Genomic DNA, 19,981 nt, shown 5'->3' on the forward strand with positions numbered 1-19,981 from the left:
TAGTTTTATTATTTACTTGTTCAAAGATAAATAATTACGCCATTTTTTTTAGTAACATAAGTTACACTTGCCTTAAAAAGACAGTAAAATAATAGTTATAAAAAGAGCTAAAAAATTATAGTATTTAAAGCTCTAAAACCTTAATACTATTTCTATAAAGCTTTATTTTATTTTCATTTTCGAGTTTTTTTAGCAGTCTAGAAACAACAACTCGTGAAGTATGTAAATCTTCAGCAATTTGTTTGTGAGTGGTTGTTAACTCATCATTATTGTTAACCATTGCTTTATCTTTTAAGTATTTAAAAATGCGTTCGTCCATCTTTAAAAAAGCAATTGTATCTACAGCTTGCAAAAGCTCTTCCACTCTATTATGGTAACTTTGTAATATAAAAGATTGCCAAGTTTTGTAGCTACTTAACCAATCTGTCATTTTTTCTTTTGGTAACAGAATTAGCTCAACATCTGTTTCTGCAACCGCTCTAATTTTACTTTTTGTTTGCCCCATGCAACAAGAAAGTGTCATGGCACACGTATCTCCTTTTTCTAGATAATATAAAACTAATTCATCTCCATTTTCATCTTCTCTTAAGATTTTTATGGCACCAGAAATTAGCAAAGGCATCGATTTTATAAAATCTCCTAATTCTATAATTGTAGTATCTGCAGTAAAATTTTTATAAACACCTACTTTTGCAATCTCATCTATTAAGTTTTGCTCAAATAAATACCCAAAGTTAAGTTGTAAATCAGTTTCCATTTCAAAATATAATTTGACACTAAATTTAATAAAATGATTTGACAACCCCTAAAAAAGTAACGCTAAATATCTTGTTTCTCTTTGGCTTTTTTATCAGTATTCATCAGCATAAAAACAGCTGCAACCAAACCAATTACAACCAACACAAAAACACCAATTACGATGGTTCCATTAAGCCAAGAAACAAGAGGAATGTTTAAAAAATTCATAAGACATCTAATTTAATACGTAAAATTAAAGCTTATAGTATTCTTAAATTATGATAAAAGTCAGTTTTTAGAATTTAATATTCATAATATCGCCACTCAATTGTAATAATTGGAGTTCAATCAACTTCGCATCAAACTTTGCGTTATTGTAAGCTGTTTTAGAATTAATTAAGTTTATTTGTGCTTGCCTAAACTCTACAGAAGTTATTTGGCCCAATTTAAAACGTTCTTGAGTTCTATCGAAATTATTTTGATTTGTTAACACATTTTGTTCTTGTGCTGTTAAAATAAATAACTGATTGTTATAATTCTCCCAAGTATTTTTTAAATTATTTTCGATATTTACTTTTTGTTGCTCTAACAATATTTGCTGATTGTCTAACGCTATTTTAGCATTCGCAACTCGTGTTCTTGTGCTTCCACCATCAAAAATATTCCATGTTAAGTTGATGCCAGCATTTAAACCATCTGAAGTAATTAATTTTGCACCAAAAGGATTGATTAAATTCTCGTTTTCTGTTCTGTTAAAACCATAAGAAGCATTAAAACCTAAAGAAGGTAAAAAGTTCGCTTTGTTTATCTTAATATTGAATTCGCTAATTGCAATATTAGTTTCTCCTTGTTTTAAAAGGGCATTATTCTCTAAAGTTTTATTTTTTAAATCATTATAATTCATCATTGTATTATAATCAACCTCAGTTTCTACTACATAATTTATATCTTCTTTAGATCCTAAAATTACATTTAAACCACGTTTTGCATTGTTTAATTGTTGCTTGGCAGTAATTAATGTAATACTATCATTATTCACATCTACTTGTGCATTTAAATATTCTAATTTTGTAGATTGCCCATAATCATATTGATATTGTGCACGTGTTAACCTTCTCTTAGAAATGGTTAAAGCCTCTGATAAATTATTGGTATTTTCTGATAAACGAGCAATTTGAAAATACACTGTAAACAGCTGTAAGTAGGTGTTTTCAATCGTTTCTTTGGCTTGTAACTCTGTTAGATTATACGTTTTTTGTAATTGCTGATAATTATATTTTCTACCTAAACCATCAAAAATTGTATAGTTTACACCCAATGAGGCATTGTAGGTTTTTGCGACAACTCCATTTCCAGCAATTTCTGCATCGTTTCCAGTATCTCTATCAGTTAATATTAAACTTTGATTATTTCTACTATAATTTGCGCCAGATGTTAAAGCCACAGTTGGCAAAGCACCTCTATTGTAAATACTTGTATTATTTTCGGCAACCTCTAAATTATTGTTAGCAATTTTAATCCCAAAATTATTTTCTAATGCAATTGCTAACGCTTCTTCTTTGGTTAAAATTTTTTGAGAAAACCCTTTTACTGTCGATAAAAAAACGACTAATAATATTGTAATTTTAATGATCTTCATCTTCGTCAAATTTAGATTCTATAATAGCTCTTTCTACTTCTTCTTTTGTTACTTTATCTCCCGTTTTTAACCATTTAATACTCATTTTTACAGAGTTAGAAATAGATAATAACAAGGGCAACATTACCAACGTTAAAATGGTTGCTATTCCAATTCCATAAGAAATTGAAATTGCCATAGGTTTTAAAAATTGTGCTTGCCTGCTTTTCTCTAATAATAATGGCGCTAAACCTGCAATAGTAGTTAAAGAGGTTAAGAAAATAGCTCTAAAACGAGATTGACCAGCCTTAATTAGGGCTTCATCAAACTTTAAACCTTCTTTTAAATAACTGTTGAATTTCCCTATTAAAACCAAGCCATCATTTACCATAATACCAATTAGTGCAATAATTCCTAAAAAGGATAAAATACCAATTGGAAAATTATGAAAATAATGTCCTAAGACAACACCAATCATACTAAAAGGAATCATTATTATTAATAAAATTGGCTGACTGTAAGAACGAAATGTAAACGCAATTACAATATAAATCAACATTAAAATTATCGGCAAAACAACATTTAAAGAATCTGTTGTTTTATTAGCTTCTCTATTTTGACCCTCGTAAAGTGGTGATACAGAATGGTGCTTAGAAGTTATTGCAGGCATTATTCTAGCCTTAATATCATCTAAAATTTCTGTTGCACTTGTTTCTAAATCCTTTAAATCTGCAGTAACTTGAATTTCTCTTTTTCCATTTAAGTGATTGATAGCAATATCTCCTCTTTCTATGGTATACGTTGCTATTTCAGAAAACGGAATTCTTGTTCCATTTGGTGCTACAATTCGCATATCATCTAAATTTTTGATAGATGATCTATCTTTTCTGTCATAACGAACCCAAACTTTAATTTCGTCTTGACCTCTTTGAAAACGTTGTGCTTGAAAACCGAAAAATCCACTACGAATTTGTGCCATTACAGATTGTAAATTCAATCCTAATACATACGCATTATCTTTTAAAACGATGCTTAATTCTTTAATTCCTGCAGGATCGTTGTCTGAAATATCTTTTAAGAGGGGATTGTTTTCTAATTCTTGTTTTAGTTCTTCTTTAGCAGCTTTAAGTTCATCAATATTATTACCTAATAAAGAAACTGCAACTGGACTACCTCCAAAATTACCTCCAGAACCAAAAATTAAACTTTCTACACCATACACTTTCCCTACTTTATCACTTATAGAATTTGTTATTTCTGGTGATGAAAAATCTCTAGCTTCTCCAGGTAATAAGTTAACTGTTAATGTTGCATTTCCACTTCCAGGCCCTACTCTTTTTATAACGTTTTCTATAACTTGGAAGTCACCAGATTGTTTTGCTGAATATTCTTTATTAACCAACCAAACTTTTTCTTCTATTGATGAAATAATAGAATCTGTAATTTGCTCATTTGTTCCTTGTGGCATTGTTAACGCAATTTGTACTCGATCACTTGCAATTCTTGGAAAAAAAGATTGTTGCACAATACCAGCATCCATTGCTAATTTGCTAAAAATTACCAAAGCTATTGGAATGGCAAAAGCAAAGAATTTATTTTGTAAACAAAATTTTAGAAAAGGCATATAAAAACCATCTCTTACTTTAACTAAAAAATTATCTGCTAACTCGTTTACTTTATTAAAAAAAGTATCTATTCCATTTTTCTTTTTCTCTTCACCATTTTCTAATCTTTTTCTATCTAAAGCTTTAGAGTGTGCAATGTGTGCAGGTAAAATTACCAAAGCTTCTAGTAAAGAAACAACTAAAGTTAATATTACAATTACTGAAACTTCACTAAAGAAATCACCCATTCTTCCATCCACAAAAAAGAAGGTAGAAAAAGCGATTATTGTTGTTAAAATTGCTGATACAATTGGCGGAATTACTTCCATTGTACCATCGATTGCTGCTTGTATTTTAGATTTTCCTAAATCGTAATAATGATGATAAATATTTTCTCCAATGACAATTCCATCATCAACCAAAATACCAATAACGATAATCATTCCAAAAAGCGATAATACGTTTATGGTAACATCAAATTGTGCTGCAAAAATAAACATCCCTAAAAATGCAACTGGCAATCCAAAAGCTACCCAAATTGCCAAACGTAAGTTTAAAAAGAGCGCTAAAAAGAATAAAACAAGTAAAATACCTACAACTCCATTTTCTATTAATAATCTTGTTCTTCCATTTAAAGAAATTGAAGAATCACTAGAAATATTTAATTGTACATTTTGGTTTTCTTGATTAAATTGATGAATGTATTCTTTAATTTTATCTGCAGTAGTAAGTAAATCTTCATTATTGGTATTACTTACTGTTACATTAATTGCTAAATTGCCATTATAAAACAATCTATCTGGAGTTTCTGACCACGTATCTCTAACCTCTGCAATATCTTTTAATCGAATTATATTACCATTTGTTTCTGTTCTAACAATAATACTTTGCAATTCTACTCCATAATAAGAACGATTACTTGCTCTAATTAAATAGTCTTCTTCAACTGTTTTTATATTTCCACCAGTAATTAAAATATTAGAATTTTGTACTGCAACTGCCACTTCTGTAAAAGTCAAGTTATAAGCACGCAGATCGTTTTCTCTAACTGCAATTTCTATTTCTTCATCTGGAAAACCAGATATTTCAACTTGCGAAATTCCTTCAATACCTCTTATTTCATTTTCTACATTTCTAGCATATTGTTTTAAAGATTTTAAAGAAATATTTTCTCCACTCACAGAAAAACTGATGGTGGGTCTAATATTTTCTACTTTTGCAATAACAGCTGGTTCCATTCCAGAAGGAAATGAAGGAACTCTATCTACTGCATTTTTTACATCTGTTAAAACAATATCTATATTTTTTCCTCTTTCTACTTCTATACTAACTGTAGCCGAATTTTCTCTTGATACAGATGTTATTCGTTCCACACCAATAACTCCTTTTAAATTGTCTTCGATTTTTAAGACAACACCTTCCTCCATCTCTGTAGGAGAAGCACCTGGATATGTTAAAGAAATATTTATTAAGTCTGAATCTACTAAAGGAAAAAAAGACGATTTCATGCTAAACACACCTATCGCCCCAAAAACAATAAATGCAATAATCATTACATTTACTGCAACAGGATATTTTATAAAATAAGTAATTATTTTTTTCATTGTATGCTGAGTTTATATCAGTATTTGTGCTATTAATCTTTTTTACCAATATTTACAATCATACCATCAAAAGCACCTGGAAAAGGTTGTGCTAAAATTTTATCATTGTCTTTTAATCCTTTTATAACCACGTTTTCTGCACCAAAATAAACAGGATTTATTTCTGACAACGTTAAAACGCTATCATTTTTAACAGTATACACAGCATTGTTATTGACCAATAATTTTCTTGAAATTTCAATAGCATCTGTTTCTGATTTTGCAATCAAATTTGCTTCTAAAAACATCCCTTCTTTTAAATCTGGATCTTTTACTTGAATATAGGCGTTTATGGTTTGCGAAATTTGATCGATTCTTCCATTAACTCTCACAACTTTCCCTTCGTAAGTTTTCGATTTATTTGAACTTGTAAGTTCTACTGCATTCCCAACTTTTAATAAGTCTGCAAATTCAGAATTTACAGAAACCTCCAACTCATAAATATCTGTATCTATAAACTCGCCTAATTTTTGGCCTGATCTTACCAAGGTTCCAGGAGTTACTAAAGTTTCTATTAAAACTCCTTTAAAAGGTGCTCTTATTAAATGTTTAGATAAACGAACTTCTAAATTTTTAACATTGTAGTAAGCTGTTAAAATTCCACGTCCAGAAATAAAATATTTTTCTTTGTCTGATGAAAAACTAGGTAATTCTGGTATCGATTTATTAATATCGAAACTTTTTAAATAGTCTTCCCATTTTTTAAAATCTGATGAAAAATCTAAACGTAAATCTGGTAAAACAGCTGTAATTAAATTAAATAAATTACTCTTTTGCGATTTTAAACTTGCTCTAAATTCATCGCTATTAATACTTAATAAAATTTCGCCTCTATTATATGCTGTTCCTGGTTTAAAAGCCTTATTAGAAGTATTTAAAACACCTTGAACTTCAGAAAAAATATCAATTTTATTTTTGGCAACCAGATTACCATTAGCAGTTAAAACAATAGGAACTTCCGTATTTTTAACATTTTGTACAAAAACTGTATTGATACTTTTTTTAAATGTTGGTTTTGGTTTTTGATTATTATCGATAAAATAATTTCCTAAAAAAATTGCACCAATAATTAATAAAGCTCCTAGAATAGCTAGAATAATTTTTCTCATCGTTATTTAGTTGAAGTATACTTGACCAAAAAATCAAGTTTATAATGTTTTTGCAAAGATACTTTTTAACTGACTTTAGTGAGATTAACTAAAAAAAAAATTGTTAAAGAAACGTTATAATTTTAATTTCTAAAATCTTAATTTTTAAAACGAGTTATTTTTAAGAACTTTGCAAGACTAATAAATAGTAAATCGATTCCTTGAATTTCTGTAAAAAAAACGACAACGCACTTTTTTTTTCTTCTGTTAATGAAATTCCCAATACTATTTGGGACGTTCTTAATTGTGCAGAAAACAAGTATTTTAGCAAAGATTTTTTAGCATCTATCGAAAAAAATCATTCGAAAATTAACTTTATTTATGTTGTTTTAATTGATGACAAAAAACAACCAAAAGCGTTTGCATCCATACAAATTGTTGATTTTTACTTAAATTCTGTCGATAATAATTTTGAGGATTTTATAAGTAAATTAAAAACTGTTGCTCGTAAACTGCATATTTTTCCTGATAAAAAACCTTTAAAACTATTGATTTGTGGAAACACTTTTGTTAGTGGTGAACATGGTATTTTTATCAAAAAAAATAATGATAAAAAAATCATCATTAAAGAATTAGCAAAAGCAATACTACATTTTGTAAATGTTGATAAGCACCTAAAAATTGACGCGTTTCTTTTAAAAGATTTTATAAATGAATCGCTTTTTATTGCTGATGAATTAAAAGATTACAGTTACAATGCTTTTTCTGTAGAACCCAACATGGTTTTACAAATAGATGGAAATTGGAAAATTTTTGATGACTATTTAGCAGCCATGAAAACAAAATTTAGAGTGAAAGCTAAAAAGGCAATTCAATTAAGTGCAACCATACAAATTGAAAATGTAACGTTAGAAAATATCGCCAATCAGTTACCAAAAATGACTGAACTCTACAAAAAAGTAGCTACAAACGCAGCTTTTAATTTGGGTGATTTTAACTTAGCTACCTACAAAGATTTTAAGGAAAAACTGGGTGAAAACTATATTCTAAAAACCTATTGGTTAGAAGATAAGATGATTGGTTTTATGTCTGGTATTATCAACCAAAATTCGTTAGACGCACATTTTGTAGGGATTGATTATCACCTAAATAGAGAATTTGCTATTTATCAAAAAATGCTGTATAATTACATAGAAATTGCTATCAATAAGAACTTAAAAACAATTAATTTTGGCAGAACTGCAAGTGAAATTAAGAGTTCTGTTGGTGCAGAACCACAAGATTTAACGATGTATCTTCGTCATAAAAAAAGCATTACAAACAAAATTTTAAAACTATTTTTGCAACGTGTACAACCTACACCTTTTCATCAACATTTTCCCTTTAAAACTATAAACCTAAATGAAAAACACTAAAGAACTTATTGAACTTTTATCTTTAATAAATTTAGAGAAAAATAAATTTTCTGGCGAAAGTGTAACTATTGGAAGTAAAATAGTTTTTGGTGGCCAAGTTTTAGCGCAATCTGTAAACGCAGCTTACAGAACAATACCTAAAGATAGGTTTTTACATTCGCTACATTCTTACTTTTTAGAAGCTGGAGATTTAACGATGCCTATTGAATATGATGTTGCAGAAGTAAGAAATGGTGGTAGTTTTTCTACAAGAAGAGTTACTGCTAGTCAAAAAGGTAAAACCATTTTTATTATGGCAGCTTCTTTTCATAAAAAAGAAGATGGTTTTGAGCATCAAGCAGCTATAAACCCCGATATAAAACAACCTGAAGAATTACTAAGTTGGGAAGAAATGGTTGTGAAATTTGGTGACTTTTTACCAAAAGCATTATCATCATTTTTAAACATAGAAAGACCTATTGATTTTAAACCTGTACATACTTCAAATCCTTTGCAGCCAAAAAACTTACCTGCAAAAGAGGAAGTTTGGTTTAAATTAAAAGGCGATATTCCTGAGATGGATTTACAGCTAAAACATCAAATTTTAACCTATATTTCTGATTACAATGTGTTAAATGCCGCTTTTAACCCAAATGCAAAAGACTATAATTTTGGCAATACAATTACTGCTAGTTTAGATCATTCTTTGTGGTTTTTTAGAGATTTTGAGTTCGATGATTGGATGCTTTTTTCAGCAGAATCGCCAAATGCATTTGGAGCAAGAGGTTTGTCTAAAGGAAATATTTTTACAAGAGATGGCAAATTAGTGGCTTCTTTTGCGCAAGAAGGATTGATGAGGCCAATAAAAAAGTAGGCAGTTTTTTAGTCTTCAGTTGGCAGTATTAAGTATTAAGTATTAAAAATTATAAATTCGATACAATGAATTCATTTATATATGTGTTAACAACAAATGGTGTGCTATTTTTAATTAGTGTTATATTTTGGAAATTTCCTCCAAAAAAAATAAACAGACTTTATGGATATAGAACTCCAAAAGCAATGCAAAACCAACAAATTTGGGATTTTGCAAACACTACCTTTAACCAAACATTTTTAATGTATAGTGGTTTTTCTTTATTAGGTGGTTTGTTATTAGCCAATTTTTCTGTGATAGAATTAACTTGGGAACCAATGGTTTTAGTAATGCTATCGCTTGTTGTAAGCATTATAAAAACGGAACGTGCTTTGAATGATAATTTTACTGATGAAGGGAAAAGGAAAAAGTAAACAGTTTCTGATGGATTGACTAAAAATTAGCCATTAAAGAAACTGATAGATTTCTACCAGGAGAAGAAACTCCAGAAGCAAATTCTATATAGTGTTCGTCTAAAATATTATCTAACCTTGCCTGTAAAGAAAGGTTTTTATTTACATTATAACTTCCATTTACGCCAAAAGTCATCCAACTTGGAGTTCCATAAAACTTATTTACATCATCAGTTGCATTTGCATCTACAATTGGTGTTAAGTCGTGATTATCTATGCCTTCTGTAAAGTTAAAATCTGTAATATCCTTTTTATTATTGAATCTAAAAACGGCTCCTAATTCTATCTTTTCTTTTGCATAATTAATTTCAAACTGACCAAATAAAGGCGGAATTGAAGATAAAGGTTCTTCAGTATCATACGTTCTTCCTTTTGTATAAGTGATAAAACCAGCAGTATTTATTGTTTTAGAAATTTTCCCTAAATAATTTAAAGTATATCCAGAAATATACGCATTTCCTTTATTCTGATTATTTACTGCATTTCCAAATTCACCATCAAATTCAACTTGTTTTACACTTCCATCAGCATTATATACAAAATCTCTTTGAATATAATTATTTAATAATGTGTAATATATATTGGCTCCAAGTCGAAATTTTCTCTTATTAAAATATTTTAAAATCCCTATTTCTGCATTGTAAGCAAATTCAGGATCTACCATAATATTTGGAATTGTAACATTTCCAGATTTTTCACGAACTCTACCAATATCATCTATATTTGGAGAACGAAAACCCGAGGACAAAACACTATTTAACTGCCAATTTCTAGTCGGTTTATAAACGTACCCTATAGTTGCTGTAACTGCAGAGTTATTTCTACTTAGCGTCAAAGATTCAAAATCTAAAAAAGTTTCATCTATCCAAGTAGCATTTTTATGGGTATTTGTAAATCTTATTCCTGTATTTAAGGTAGATTTCGGGCTTAAATCCTGTCTATAATCCACATAAACTGCAGATGTTAAAAAGCTGCTTCCACCATCTGGATAACGTGATTGCACTTTAAAATCGTTCGAAAAACCAACAATTTCATGATTACTAATATTTAAAGTTTTTCCATAAGAATTTGAGCCAACATCATTATAAGCAACCTCAAAACCATAAGAAAGTATACGAGTTTTATCTTCTGTAATTGGCACATAGAAATCGCCATTTACACTAAATATATTTACGGTTTCTTCTCTATATGATCTATCTAAATTACCAAATTTACGTTGAATTCTACTTTCTTGTATATTTTGATAAGCAGTTGTAATTGTACCACTTTCTAACCAATTTTTATCTGGATTGATGAGTAATTGCGTTGATAATAAAAATCTTTTTTGAGGCCCATAATACCATTCAGCAAACTTTAAAGAAGAAGTATCTGTAACATCTTTCAGCTCATTTAAACGATCAAAACGTTGAATATCTGAAGATGTGGAGTATTGTAGATTGATTTTTAAATCTGTATTTTTTGATAAAGGAACATAAAATTTTTGTAAGAAATCAGTTTGATTATACCCTGTATTTCTTAGCAAATTAGGGTCTGAATTTGGTGTAGGATTTTCTGCATAATTACCATTCACATTTTCAGAATAATAAAATACTTTTCCCCAATCAGTAAAACCATGATTTCTATTTTCACCTGCTCTTAAATCACCAAAATTTGAATACGAAATACTTGTAAAAGAAGCCCAATTACTAAAACTTACTTCTGCAGAAACGCTAGTTGCAACTTCTTGGTTTACGGTGGAAAATCTTGAAAATAATTCGCTTTTTACGGTGGTTTCTTCCGATAATTTTGGTGTTTTTGTATAATAATGAATCACACCTCCTAAAGCATCACTTCCATAAATTACAGATGAAGGTCCAAAAATAACTTCAGTTTTATCTAACAAATTAGGTGATAACGTAATTGAGTTTTGTAAATGTCCTTTTCTGTAAATTGCGTTATTCATTCTAACCCCATCAACCACTAACAAAACTCTGTTAGATTCCATTCCACGAATTACAGGACTTCCTCCCCCAAATTGAGATTTCTGCACTTTAATTCCTGGAATTGCAGCCAATAAATCTGCGGATGTTTGTGGAGATATTTTTTGGATATCTTTCGTACTTAAAACGGCTATCTGCTCTGCAATTCTCTTTGATTTTTCATCTTTCTTAAAAGAAGAAATCACCACTTCATCTAACTCTTCAGATTCTTTGGTTAAATACACTATAAAATCTTGATTTACTAATAAAGATTTTTTGATTCTATACACAGCATAAGATAAATGAGAAAAGAAAATAATTTCATTTTCTTTAATAGATGAAATATCTATAAAACCATCATCATCAGTACTTAAACTAATCGTATTTACTTCATTAAAAACCGTAACATTTTTAACACCTTTGCCAGTTTCTTGGTCTAAAACTTTAACTTTTTGAGCGAAAGAAATAGCACTTATTAAACATATAAATACAAAAAATAAATTCTTCATCATCAACTAAAAATGGTTTCTAAAACTTGTAAAGATTTTGGTTTTCTAAAACTGTCCAAATGTAACTTAAAATACTCAATTATCATTTGCAAAACCAACTGCCTTTCGTCTTTGCTATAAGACACATTTTCTATACCATCAAAATTTATGCCTAACAGCTTTTTAAATTGATATAAATCATTTTTAAAAAGCACATTTTTATCAGCAGTATTATCAGAAAATTTACCTTCTAAAAGATTAAATCCAATTTTATCTTTCTTTGATGTATCTGGATAAAAGCCTAAAAAACCTGTTAAGTTCAATAAAAAAAGTAAGTGAAAATTTGCAATTTTATCATGTACATCTAACCAAATAAAAGCAGTTTCTAAATAACTGTACAGCGCTTTATTTTGTTCTTCTTCTTGTATGGAACTTGCCAAAATTTCTGATAAAAAAAACACGACAGATTGTTTAATAATATCTGTATGAATTGTTTTGTAAGGATTTACAACTTGCACTTCTTTAATGGAATTTAAAGTACCTTTTGTATTGTGTTTTGCAATAATTTTTAGTTGTGTTAATGGCTGAAAATAGGCTGCTTTAATTCCTGTTTTTTTAGGTTTTAAAACACCTCTTATCAAGTAACTTTTTACACCTTCTTCTTCTGTGTAACATTTTACAATTAAACTAGTATCACCGAATTTTAGTGAACTTAAAACAATTGCTTTCGTATTTACAATGCCCATTAATTTACAATTGCAATTTTTGCTGTAGCAGTTTCTGAGCCATCATCATTCGTTAATAAAACAATGTAAACACCAGAAGCTACACTTCTACCAGCCAAGTTTTTTTTGTTCCAAATTACTTTACCTCCTTGTAATTGCTGGCCTTCTACAACATTGGTTTCATAAACTAAATTACCAGCAACATCTAAAATTTTAACATTGGTTCCTTTTGGTAAGTTGGTTCCATTTCTACCATCAATAGTAATCGTTTCATGGTTTTTTAAAGCAGGATTTGGATACGCATATACTTCTCCTAAACTTTCTCCAAAAGGCGAAACATTACTATTATAGGCTACAATACCGTTATCTGTAGCAAAATAAACTTTTCCATTGGCTTCATCAACCCTAATTTTTAAAATTCTGTTAGAGGGTAAAGGTGAATTTGCTTTGCTAAAATTCGCCAAGGTTGTTTGTCCTGAAGGATTTGTATACAAAGCACCTCCATTATCTGTACCAAACCATTTATTATCTGCACCATCTACAAAAATAGTATTGATTCTTTGATCTCCTAACAAACGCTCTCCTACTCCATTTTCTTCAATAATTACAGGTTGTGCATTTAACACTTCTGCATCAAAAATTGAAGAAGCATTTCTAAAAACAACCATGCCATTTCTGGTTCCTAACCAAATTCTGTTGCTCTTATCTGCAGCAACTGTAAGCACATCTGTTTCTGGTAAATTACCAAGATTTGGTGTTGAAATTAATGCTCTTTTTCTATTTCCGTTTTCATTAAATGCATACACGCCATTTCTTCTGGTTCCTATCCAAACTGTGTTGTTATTATCGATCGAAATTTCACTTAAACCAAAAGCAAAAATGGTTTGTAGAGAACTAATATCAAAACTACTCCATTGACCTGAAGGCGATAATTTTTTTAGTTCATCACCAGTATTAATATTGGCAACCCATAAATTACCTTGCTTGTCAAATTTAGTTGCTGTAACTCTAACAGTAACTCTATTTGGTAATGTAGATTCTAAATCTTCTAAACCACTGTTTAAGTGATTATAAAAAGTTTTTATTTCATCATTTTCCACCACCATTAATCCTCCAGTAGAAACACTATTTATATCTCTTGTATCTCCCATAGAACTTATATAAACTCTATTTTCTGCATTGGGATCTATAGAGATGTGATTCAAATCAGTTACTGGAAAATCAGGATCATATTTTGTGTTTATCCAGTTTTCTCCATTAAAATGACTAAATCCTTTTCTGAAAAAAAGTGACCCATAAAATGCACTATATCCTCCATAAACAACCCAAAGATCATTGTTCTTTACTTCTATAGCAAAAACACCATTTTCTAAAGGACCTTCTGGATGAATTTCTTGATATTCATTGCTACTAGCACTCGTAGTTTTTAAAATTCCGAATTCTTTTGTGCCAATATAAATAGTGTTATTATCGAAAAAAGCATTGGTTGCTGTAAAATCGAAATCTAAAATTGTATTAAATTCTACTGTTTGATTTTCAGAAGCATCTAAAACAATTATTTTTTTATTTAACGATACAATTAAATTTAATGTTGATGAATTTAAATTTATAATTGGTTCAAAGAAGTTTCTTACCAAAGTTAAAATATTGTTATTTAGATCAAATAAATTTGAGTTTTCTGTAATATAAATTTTATTATTAAAATTTATAATATGACTAAAATTCCGTCCATTATATTGCTGTTGCCAATTATTAAAATCGATTAGAAGATTGCTTGTAAGAGCTGCATTAAAAATACCATCTTCTGTAGCTGCATAAATTTTATCACCATTAATTAATGTCTCATTAATATTTAAAGACGTAGAACCATTCCCTATAAAAAAAGTATCGCCAAATTCTAAATTTTCTATATCGTATTCAACAATAGCAAAGGGTGTAGATAAATATAACGTATTGCCATATTCAGAAATATGATTGATTCTTTTTTGACTAGATTGATTAAAATTTACAATATCAGAAGAAATAGTAATGACGCCATTTTCATCAACAACCTCTATTAAACCAGTTTCATAACCAATTACTAATCTTTTAAAAGTAGAATTGTAATGAATTGATGATGTAATATCACCAGACAAACCTTGTATGGAAGAAAGTTTATTAATTTCAGATGTAGTTTCATTGTAAGTAAAAACTGCATTATCTGATAAAGCATATACAATATCATTAACTTTTACAAAATCTTTTACATTATTATAAGAGTAAAAATCTTCCCAAGAATCGCTATAATTAGTTTGAGCAGAACTCAATACTGTTAAAAACAAGATATATATTGATACAGTTTTTTTCATTTTTAATTCAAAAAGAGATTTCTTTAAATAGAACGCAATCATATGTATATTCGTACTTTTTTTTAGTGTTTAACAGAAAAATAGAATTCATTTTTATAAAAAGACTCTTATAAAAAATGTATTTCTATATTTGATTTTAATTTCTATAGATTTTTAGTAATGTAAGACCAAATTACTGAATTTTTACTTTAAGAATACTTATATTTTAGATAAAAAAAGATGCGATTAATTACTTTAGACGATTTTATAGATACCTATTTTAAGATAATTCAGAGAGGAAGTGGTTTTTTCTTATCTAAATTTACCTTTAATAAAGAAAACAGAACTAAAAGTGCTTTTGATAACACCTCCTTTATATCGTCTTATTTTTGGTCTATTCCAAAAGTACAAGAACGTTGGAATGTTTTTGTTAGTGGCAATAAAAACACTAATTATTTAGAATATTTAACAACTAATTTTTTAAAAGATAAAACCAATTTAAAACTGTTATCTCTTGGATCGGGTATTTGCAATCGAGAAATTGAATTAGCCAAACATTCTACTATTTTTAAAGAAGTTGTTTGTGTAGATATTGCTGAAAATTTATTGCAAATTGCAGCTAAAAATGCAATTGAAAACAATGTTACAAACATTAAATTTATCAATAAAAATATTGATGATTTCGAATTTGATGAAAACGAATTTGATATTGTTTTTTTTAAATCTTCTTTGCATCATTTTGATAAAATAGATACTTTTTTACCAGGCAAAATAAAGCATACTTTAAAATCTAATGGTCTTTTAATAATCAATGAGTTTGTTGGTGCAACTAGACATCAATTTTCAAAAAAACAAATTACTGCTATTAATGAAGCAATTTCAATTATTCCAAAAAAATTTAGGACTCGATATAAAAGTAAATTAACTAAAAATAAATATAGAGGAGTTGGTGTTCTTAGAATGATTTTAGCAGACCCATCTGAATGCATAGATTCTGAAAGTATAATGCCTACTATACATAAACATTACAAAACTATTATTGAAAAACCTTATGGAGGTAATTTATTAATGAGTGTTTTAAGAGATATTTCTCATCATTTTTATACTTTAGATGATGAAAAGGAAGCAATTTTAGAAAAGCTTTTTTTGCTAGAAGATACGTATATGAAAAATAATCCTTCAGATTTAGTGTTCGGTATTTATGAAAACAAAAAATAATTTATAGAACCTTTATGAGCTTAGAAATTGAAAGAAAGTTTTTAGTGAAAAATAATGATTTTAAGAAAGCATCTTATCAACAAAAAACAATAAAACAAGGCTATTTAAGTACTGCAAAAAATAGTACTGTAAGAGTTCGTGTTTCAGATGAAACTGCATTTTTAACAATTAAAGGGCCATCTAACGAATCTGGCACAACTCGTTTTGAATGGGAAAAAGAAATTGACATAAATGAAGCTGAACAACTACTGCTATTATGTGAACCTTCTATTATTGACAAAACCCGATATTTGGTAAAAAATGAACATCTTGTTTTTGACGTTGATGAATTTTATGGCGATAATTTAGGTTTGGTTATTGCAGAAATAGAATTAAGTTCTGAAGATGAAGTTTTCGAAAAACCAACTTGGTTAGGCAAAGAAGTTACAGGAATTGAAAAATATTATAATTCTAAAATGAGTAAAAATCCTTTTAAGGATTGGTAATTTATAAATTATATATCGCTATAAAATGGCTTAAACTACCCAACAAAACAAAAATGTGAAAAATAAAATGGTTGTAAGGTATTTTTTTAATGGAGTATAAAATAGCTCCAACTGAATAAAAAATTCCTCCAGCAACAAGATAAAAAAAAGCTTCTGTGGTTAAACTTTCCATTAATGGTTTTATAAAAAACATTACTTGCCAACCCATTAGTAAATACATAGCTGTTGATAATTTATCAAACCTTCCTGTAAAAAACAGTTTTAAAATGATGCCTGTAAATGCAAAAATCCACACAAATAAAAACATATACCAGCCCAAATCCGAATTTAAACCCACCAAACAAAAAGGCGAATAACTACCAGCAATTAAAACATAAATAGCTGCGTGATCAAAAATGTTTAGCTTTCTTCTTTTCTTCGGATTTTTTGCTGCATGGTAAAATGTAGATGCTGCATACAAAACAACCATACTAAATCCGTAAATTATAAAACTTGTTGGTTTCCAAAAACCATCAAAATTAAAGGATTTAAGAATCAAAAAAGGTAGCGCTATTACACTTAAAACGAAGCCAAGACCATGAGAAATCACATTTAATTTCTCTTCTTTTATGCTATATAGGTGATTTAAACTCTCGCTCATTATTAGGTCTGTTTGTATCTTTCATATATTTAAAATCTGCCACTAAATCATTATAAATAATATCGAAAGTTTGTTGTTTTAAACTTTCTACATCCTCTAAAGTTAGGCCTTTTGTTTCAATAAATCTATGTTGATGAACTCTAAAAACACCAGGACTTCCTTTAAAAAAATCCCAAGAAAATAATCGCTTGCAATCGTAATAAACTTGAGGCACAATTGGCATTTCAAATTCTATAGCTAAACTAAAAGCACCATTTTTAAAAGATGCTAAAACAATATTTTCAGTAGGTACTAATCCTTCAGGAAAAATTGCCATACTTGTTCCATTTTGTAGTTTTTCTTTGGCTAATTGGTACACTTTTTTTCTACTTTTTGGACTGCTTCTATCAACCATAATCACTACTCTTTTATATATAAAGCCAAAAATGGGTATTTTAACAAACTCTTTTTTACCAACAAAAACAATTGGATTTTTGCTTAATACAATCAACACAAAAGCATCCATTAAAGAAGCGTGATTTGGGCAAAACATATAGCTTTTACTCCTGTCCAATTCTTGATCTTTAGTCACTTTTAAACTAAAACCCATTCCATATACCAAAATCTTAGACCAAAAACGTGCAACTCTCCAAAAAGCAGCATAATATGTTTCTTTAGCTGATAAAATAAACAAAAGTGGCAGCAATAAAATAATGGTTACAAACATTAAAATGTAGAACCATAAACGCCAAACTAAAAGAAAAGGAATTTTTATGTACTTCAAGAATTTAGAACTAATTTTTAAAAATATTATTTTATTTAAAATTTATTTTTGCACACTAATTTGTAAAAGTACTAATATTCTTTTGTTTATTGGTTTTCTGAATCAAAACCTTATTTTTGTGCTCTGAAATAGTTTTAATTGCTAATTAAAATTAGATTAAAATTATTCTTTTCACTAAATTGATTTTAAACATATAATTAAATGTCAAGAATTTTAACTGGCGTACAAAGTACAGGAACACCACATTTAGGTAATTTATTAGGTGCTATTTTACCTGCTATTGAAATGGCTAACAATCCAAAAAACGAAGCTTTTTTATTTATTGCAGACCTACACTCTTTAACACAAATTAAAGACGGAAATCAATTAAGAGAAAACACTTACAGCACAGCTGCTACTTGGTTAGCTTGTGGTTTAGATATTAATAAAACTATTTTTTACAGACAAAGTGATATTCCTCAAGTAACTGAATTAGCTTGGTATTTGAGTTGTTTTTTTCCTTATCAACGTTTAACATTAGCTCATAGTTTTAAAGATAAATCTGATAAATTAGATGATGTTAATGCTGGTTTGTTCAATTACCCAATGCTAATGGCTGCTGATATTTTATTATATGATGCAGAAATTGTACCTGTTGGAAAAGATCAATTACAGCATTTAGAAATTACAAGAGATGTTGCCAATAAACTTAATAATACTATTGGTGACACCTTAATTATTCCTGAACCAAAAATTCAAGAACATGTAAAACTTGTGCCTGGAACTGATGGAGGAAAAATGAGCAAATCTAGAAATAACATTATCAACATTTTCTTACCAGATAAAAAATTGAGAAAACAAATAATGAGTATTCAAACTGATAGTACTCCTTTAGAAGAGCCTAAAAATCCTGATACAGATAACGTTTTTGCACTTTATAAATTATTAGCTTCGGAAACTGAAATAGCAACCATGAGAGCAAATTACGAAGGTGGAAATTATGGTTATGGACATGCAAAACAGGCTTTATATGAGTTAATTTTAGAGAAGTTTGCTACCAATAGAGAACGTTACAATCATTTTATGGAAAACAAACATGAAATTGATAACGCTTTAAAAATTGGTGCAGAAAAAGCAACTTTAGTCGCTAATGAAGTTCTAAAAAGAGTTCGAGTAAAAATTGGTTATTAAAAATAATTTATCTTCATAAAAAATGCCGCTTTTTAGCGGCATTTTTAGTTTTAATAGTTTTTTAAAATTATACCCATTGGCAAATAATACCACCCATAATTGCTAAGGTTGCAATCCAATAACCAGCATTAATAGCTACATATTTAAATGATTTCTTTTCAAATACTGCTATAATTCCAATTATAGGTAAAATTAAAAAGAACCCAAATAATACTCCATGAAAAGCACCATGTTTAAAGGTTCTAAATCGATCACTGTAGGTTGCAACAAAGTTTTCGAAATAAGAATATGCTTCTCCTGTTTGTTCGCTAAAACCTGGCTCGCCAGCTAAAGTAGAATAAACACCCATTTGATGTATTACCATTGGCATTAAAGCAAAAGCAATTAAAAAACTCAATACATAACAAATAAGTAAAGTTTTTAACATATTAGTGCCTTTTAAGGATTCTTCTGTAAAACCCATTTGGTTCATCCATGCTTTACCAAATAATGGGCCATACCACACAAAGCCAATAATCATTGGCACAAGTGCCGCTAAAAAAAAGATGTAAAAATTCATTTCCATGATAAAAAAGTTTTTGGTTGAATACCAAATATAGCAAATTTGTTTTTAATTGATTATTAAATACTTATGACAAAATATAGACTTTTAATATCAACAAATAAAAATACCCAAAACATTATAATTTTTGATTTCTAAAATAAAATAGCACAAAAAAGAGAGCTGATTTACATCAGCTCTCTTGGGATCAATAGTTTTAATTAATACCCCTAAAAATTATTTAAACTATTGATA

17 protein-coding genes are annotated in these 19,981 nt (G+C 28.7%); 6 read left to right on the forward strand and 11 right to left on the reverse strand.

Annotated elements, in window-relative coordinates; translation table 11 throughout:
- Positions 1 to 124: 124 nt before the first annotated feature.
- The 5 genes from LPB03_RS08560 to LPB03_RS08575 all read right to left on the reverse strand — a co-directional run bounded on the left by LPB03_RS08560 (position 125) and on the right by LPB03_RS08575 (position 6,712).
- On the reverse strand, positions 125 to 757 hold the full coding sequence (locus LPB03_RS08560; RefSeq protein WP_065317916.1) for a Crp/Fnr family transcriptional regulator: 633 nt from the start codon (positions 755 to 757) through the stop codon (positions 125 to 127).
- A 62-nt stretch (positions 758 to 819) separates the two neighbouring features.
- Complete coding sequence (locus tag LPB03_RS16745; RefSeq protein ID WP_170324173.1) at positions 820 to 966, reverse strand: hypothetical protein; 147 nt, start codon at positions 964 to 966, stop codon at positions 820 to 822.
- A gap of 67 nt (positions 967 to 1,033) precedes the next feature.
- Positions 1,034 to 2,377: a TolC family protein gene (locus LPB03_RS08565; protein WP_065317917.1), complete on the reverse strand. Its 1,344-nt coding sequence runs from the start codon at positions 2,375 to 2,377 to the stop codon at positions 1,034 to 1,036.
- Entirely contained in the window at positions 2,364 to 5,564 is a 3,201-nt protein-coding gene (locus LPB03_RS08570; protein ID WP_065317918.1) for an efflux RND transporter permease subunit, read from the reverse strand. The genes LPB03_RS08565 and LPB03_RS08570 overlap by 14 nt, the downstream gene beginning before the upstream one ends.
- A gap of 32 nt (positions 5,565 to 5,596) precedes the next feature.
- Positions 5,597 to 6,712 carry an efflux RND transporter periplasmic adaptor subunit gene (locus LPB03_RS08575; protein WP_065317919.1) on the reverse strand — a complete coding sequence of 372 codons (1,116 nt, stop codon included), beginning with the start codon at positions 6,710 to 6,712 and terminating at the stop codon, positions 5,597 to 5,599.
- 200 nt (positions 6,713 to 6,912) lie between these two features.
- On the opposite strand from LPB03_RS08575, the gene LPB03_RS08580 reads away from it, so the two are divergent.
- The 3 genes from LPB03_RS08580 (at position 6,913) to LPB03_RS08590 (ending at position 9,372) form a co-directional block, all read left to right on the forward strand.
- Complete coding sequence (locus LPB03_RS08580) at positions 6,913 to 8,106, forward strand: peptidogalycan biosysnthesis protein (RefSeq protein WP_065317920.1); 1,194 nt, start codon at positions 6,913 to 6,915, stop codon at positions 8,104 to 8,106.
- Positions 8,093 to 8,959 carry an acyl-CoA thioesterase gene (locus LPB03_RS08585; RefSeq protein WP_065317921.1) on the forward strand — a complete coding sequence of 289 codons (867 nt, stop codon included), beginning with the start codon at positions 8,093 to 8,095 and terminating at the stop codon, positions 8,957 to 8,959. The genes LPB03_RS08580 and LPB03_RS08585 overlap by 14 nt, the downstream gene beginning before the upstream one ends.
- 65 nt (positions 8,960 to 9,024) lie before the next feature.
- Positions 9,025 to 9,372 (forward strand): SdpI family protein, encoded by a 348-nt coding sequence (locus LPB03_RS08590; RefSeq protein WP_065317922.1) that lies wholly within the window; start codon positions 9,025 to 9,027, stop codon positions 9,370 to 9,372.
- A 19-nt stretch (positions 9,373 to 9,391) separates the two neighbouring features.
- Here the strand turns inward: LPB03_RS08590 and LPB03_RS08595 are convergent, their stop codons facing one another.
- The 3 genes from LPB03_RS08595 to porZ are packed head-to-tail and all read right to left on the reverse strand — an operon-like array spanning position 9,392 to position 14,930.
- Positions 9,392 to 11,881 carry a TonB-dependent receptor gene (locus LPB03_RS08595; RefSeq protein ID WP_139058916.1) on the reverse strand — a complete coding sequence of 830 codons (2,490 nt, stop codon included), beginning with the start codon at positions 11,879 to 11,881 and terminating at the stop codon, positions 9,392 to 9,394.
- The gene (gene recO / locus LPB03_RS08600) at positions 11,881 to 12,603 is read right to left on the reverse strand and encodes a DNA repair protein RecO (RefSeq protein WP_065317923.1); all 723 of its coding nucleotides are present in this window, start codon (positions 12,601 to 12,603) and stop codon (positions 11,881 to 11,883) included. The genes LPB03_RS08595 and recO overlap by 1 nt, the downstream gene beginning before the upstream one ends.
- Entirely contained in the window at positions 12,603 to 14,930 is a 2,328-nt protein-coding gene (gene porZ / locus LPB03_RS08605; protein ID WP_065317938.1) for a type IX secretion system anionic LPS delivery protein PorZ, read from the reverse strand. The genes recO and porZ overlap by 1 nt, the downstream gene beginning before the upstream one ends.
- A gap of 219 nt (positions 14,931 to 15,149) precedes the next feature.
- Between porZ and LPB03_RS08610 the strand changes: the two genes are divergently transcribed.
- Positions 15,150 to 16,127 (forward strand): class I SAM-dependent methyltransferase, encoded by a 978-nt coding sequence (locus tag LPB03_RS08610; RefSeq protein WP_065317924.1) that lies wholly within the window; start codon positions 15,150 to 15,152, stop codon positions 16,125 to 16,127.
- Positions 16,128 to 16,141: 14 nt separating this feature from the next.
- Positions 16,142 to 16,612 carry a CYTH domain-containing protein gene (locus LPB03_RS08615; protein WP_065317925.1) on the forward strand — a complete coding sequence of 157 codons (471 nt, stop codon included), beginning with the start codon at positions 16,142 to 16,144 and terminating at the stop codon, positions 16,610 to 16,612.
- Position 16,613: 1 nt separating this feature from the next.
- On the opposite strand, the gene trhA is transcribed toward LPB03_RS08615, so the two are convergent.
- A complete protein-coding gene (gene trhA, locus LPB03_RS08620; RefSeq protein WP_065317926.1) occupies positions 16,614 to 17,252 on the reverse strand; it encodes a PAQR family membrane homeostasis protein TrhA in 639 nt (212 codons plus the stop codon).
- Positions 17,224 to 18,015 (reverse strand): lysophospholipid acyltransferase family protein, encoded by a 792-nt coding sequence (locus LPB03_RS08625; protein ID WP_065317927.1) that lies wholly within the window; start codon positions 18,013 to 18,015, stop codon positions 17,224 to 17,226. The genes trhA and LPB03_RS08625 overlap by 29 nt, the downstream gene beginning before the upstream one ends.
- 201 nt (positions 18,016 to 18,216) lie before the next feature.
- Between LPB03_RS08625 and trpS the strand changes: the two genes are divergently transcribed.
- Entirely contained in the window at positions 18,217 to 19,185 is a 969-nt protein-coding gene (trpS, locus tag LPB03_RS08630) for a tryptophan--tRNA ligase (RefSeq protein WP_065317928.1), read from the forward strand.
- 67 nt (positions 19,186 to 19,252) lie between these two features.
- On the opposite strand, the gene LPB03_RS08635 is transcribed toward trpS, so the two are convergent.
- On the reverse strand, positions 19,253 to 19,750 hold the full coding sequence (locus LPB03_RS08635; RefSeq protein WP_065317929.1) for a DUF1761 domain-containing protein: 498 nt from the start codon (positions 19,748 to 19,750) through the stop codon (positions 19,253 to 19,255).
- Between the last annotated feature and the right edge of the window lie 231 nt (positions 19,751 to 19,981).

Origin of the sequence: Polaribacter vadi (genome assembly GCF_001761365.1) — a bacterium.
Taxonomy (GTDB): Bacteria; Bacteroidota; Bacteroidia; order Flavobacteriales; family Flavobacteriaceae; genus Polaribacter; species Polaribacter vadi.

Bases quoted from the DNA above. Each gene is read 5' to 3' on its own strand.
- LPB03_RS08560 (WP_065317916.1), bottom strand. From the start codon at position 757: ATGGAAACTGATTTACAACTTAACTTTGGGTATTTATTTGAGCAAAAC.
- LPB03_RS16745 (WP_170324173.1), bottom strand. From the start codon at position 966: ATGAATTTTTTAAACATTCCTCTTGTTTCTTGGCTTAATGGAACCATC.
- LPB03_RS08565 (WP_065317917.1), bottom strand. From the start codon at position 2,377: ATGAAGATCATTAAAATTACAATATTATTAGTCGTTTTTTTATCGACA.
- LPB03_RS08570 (WP_065317918.1), bottom strand. From the start codon at position 5,564: ATGAAAAAAATAATTACTTATTTTATAAAATATCCTGTTGCAGTAAAT.
- LPB03_RS08575 (WP_065317919.1), bottom strand. From the start codon at position 6,712: ATGAGAAAAATTATTCTAGCTATTCTAGGAGCTTTATTAATTATTGGT.
- LPB03_RS08585 (WP_065317921.1), top strand. From the start codon at position 8,093: ATGAAAAACACTAAAGAACTTATTGAACTTTTATCTTTAATAAATTTA.
- LPB03_RS08590 (WP_065317922.1), top strand. From the start codon at position 9,025: ATGAATTCATTTATATATGTGTTAACAACAAATGGTGTGCTATTTTTA.
- LPB03_RS08595 (WP_139058916.1), bottom strand. From the start codon at position 11,881: ATGATGAAGAATTTATTTTTTGTATTTATATGTTTAATAAGTGCTATT.
- recO (WP_065317923.1), bottom strand. From the start codon at position 12,603: ATGGGCATTGTAAATACGAAAGCAATTGTTTTAAGTTCACTAAAATTC.
- porZ (WP_065317938.1), bottom strand. From the start codon at position 14,930: ATGAAAAAAACTGTATCAATATATATCTTGTTTTTAACAGTATTGAGT.
- LPB03_RS08610 (WP_065317924.1), top strand. From the start codon at position 15,150: ATGCGATTAATTACTTTAGACGATTTTATAGATACCTATTTTAAGATA.
- LPB03_RS08615 (WP_065317925.1), top strand. From the start codon at position 16,142: ATGAGCTTAGAAATTGAAAGAAAGTTTTTAGTGAAAAATAATGATTTT.
- trhA (WP_065317926.1), bottom strand. From the start codon at position 17,252: ATGAGCGAGAGTTTAAATCACCTATATAGCATAAAAGAAGAGAAATTA.
- trpS (WP_065317928.1), top strand. From the start codon at position 18,217: ATGTCAAGAATTTTAACTGGCGTACAAAGTACAGGAACACCACATTTA.
- LPB03_RS08635 (WP_065317929.1), bottom strand. From the start codon at position 19,750: ATGGAAATGAATTTTTACATCTTTTTTTTAGCGGCACTTGTGCCAATG.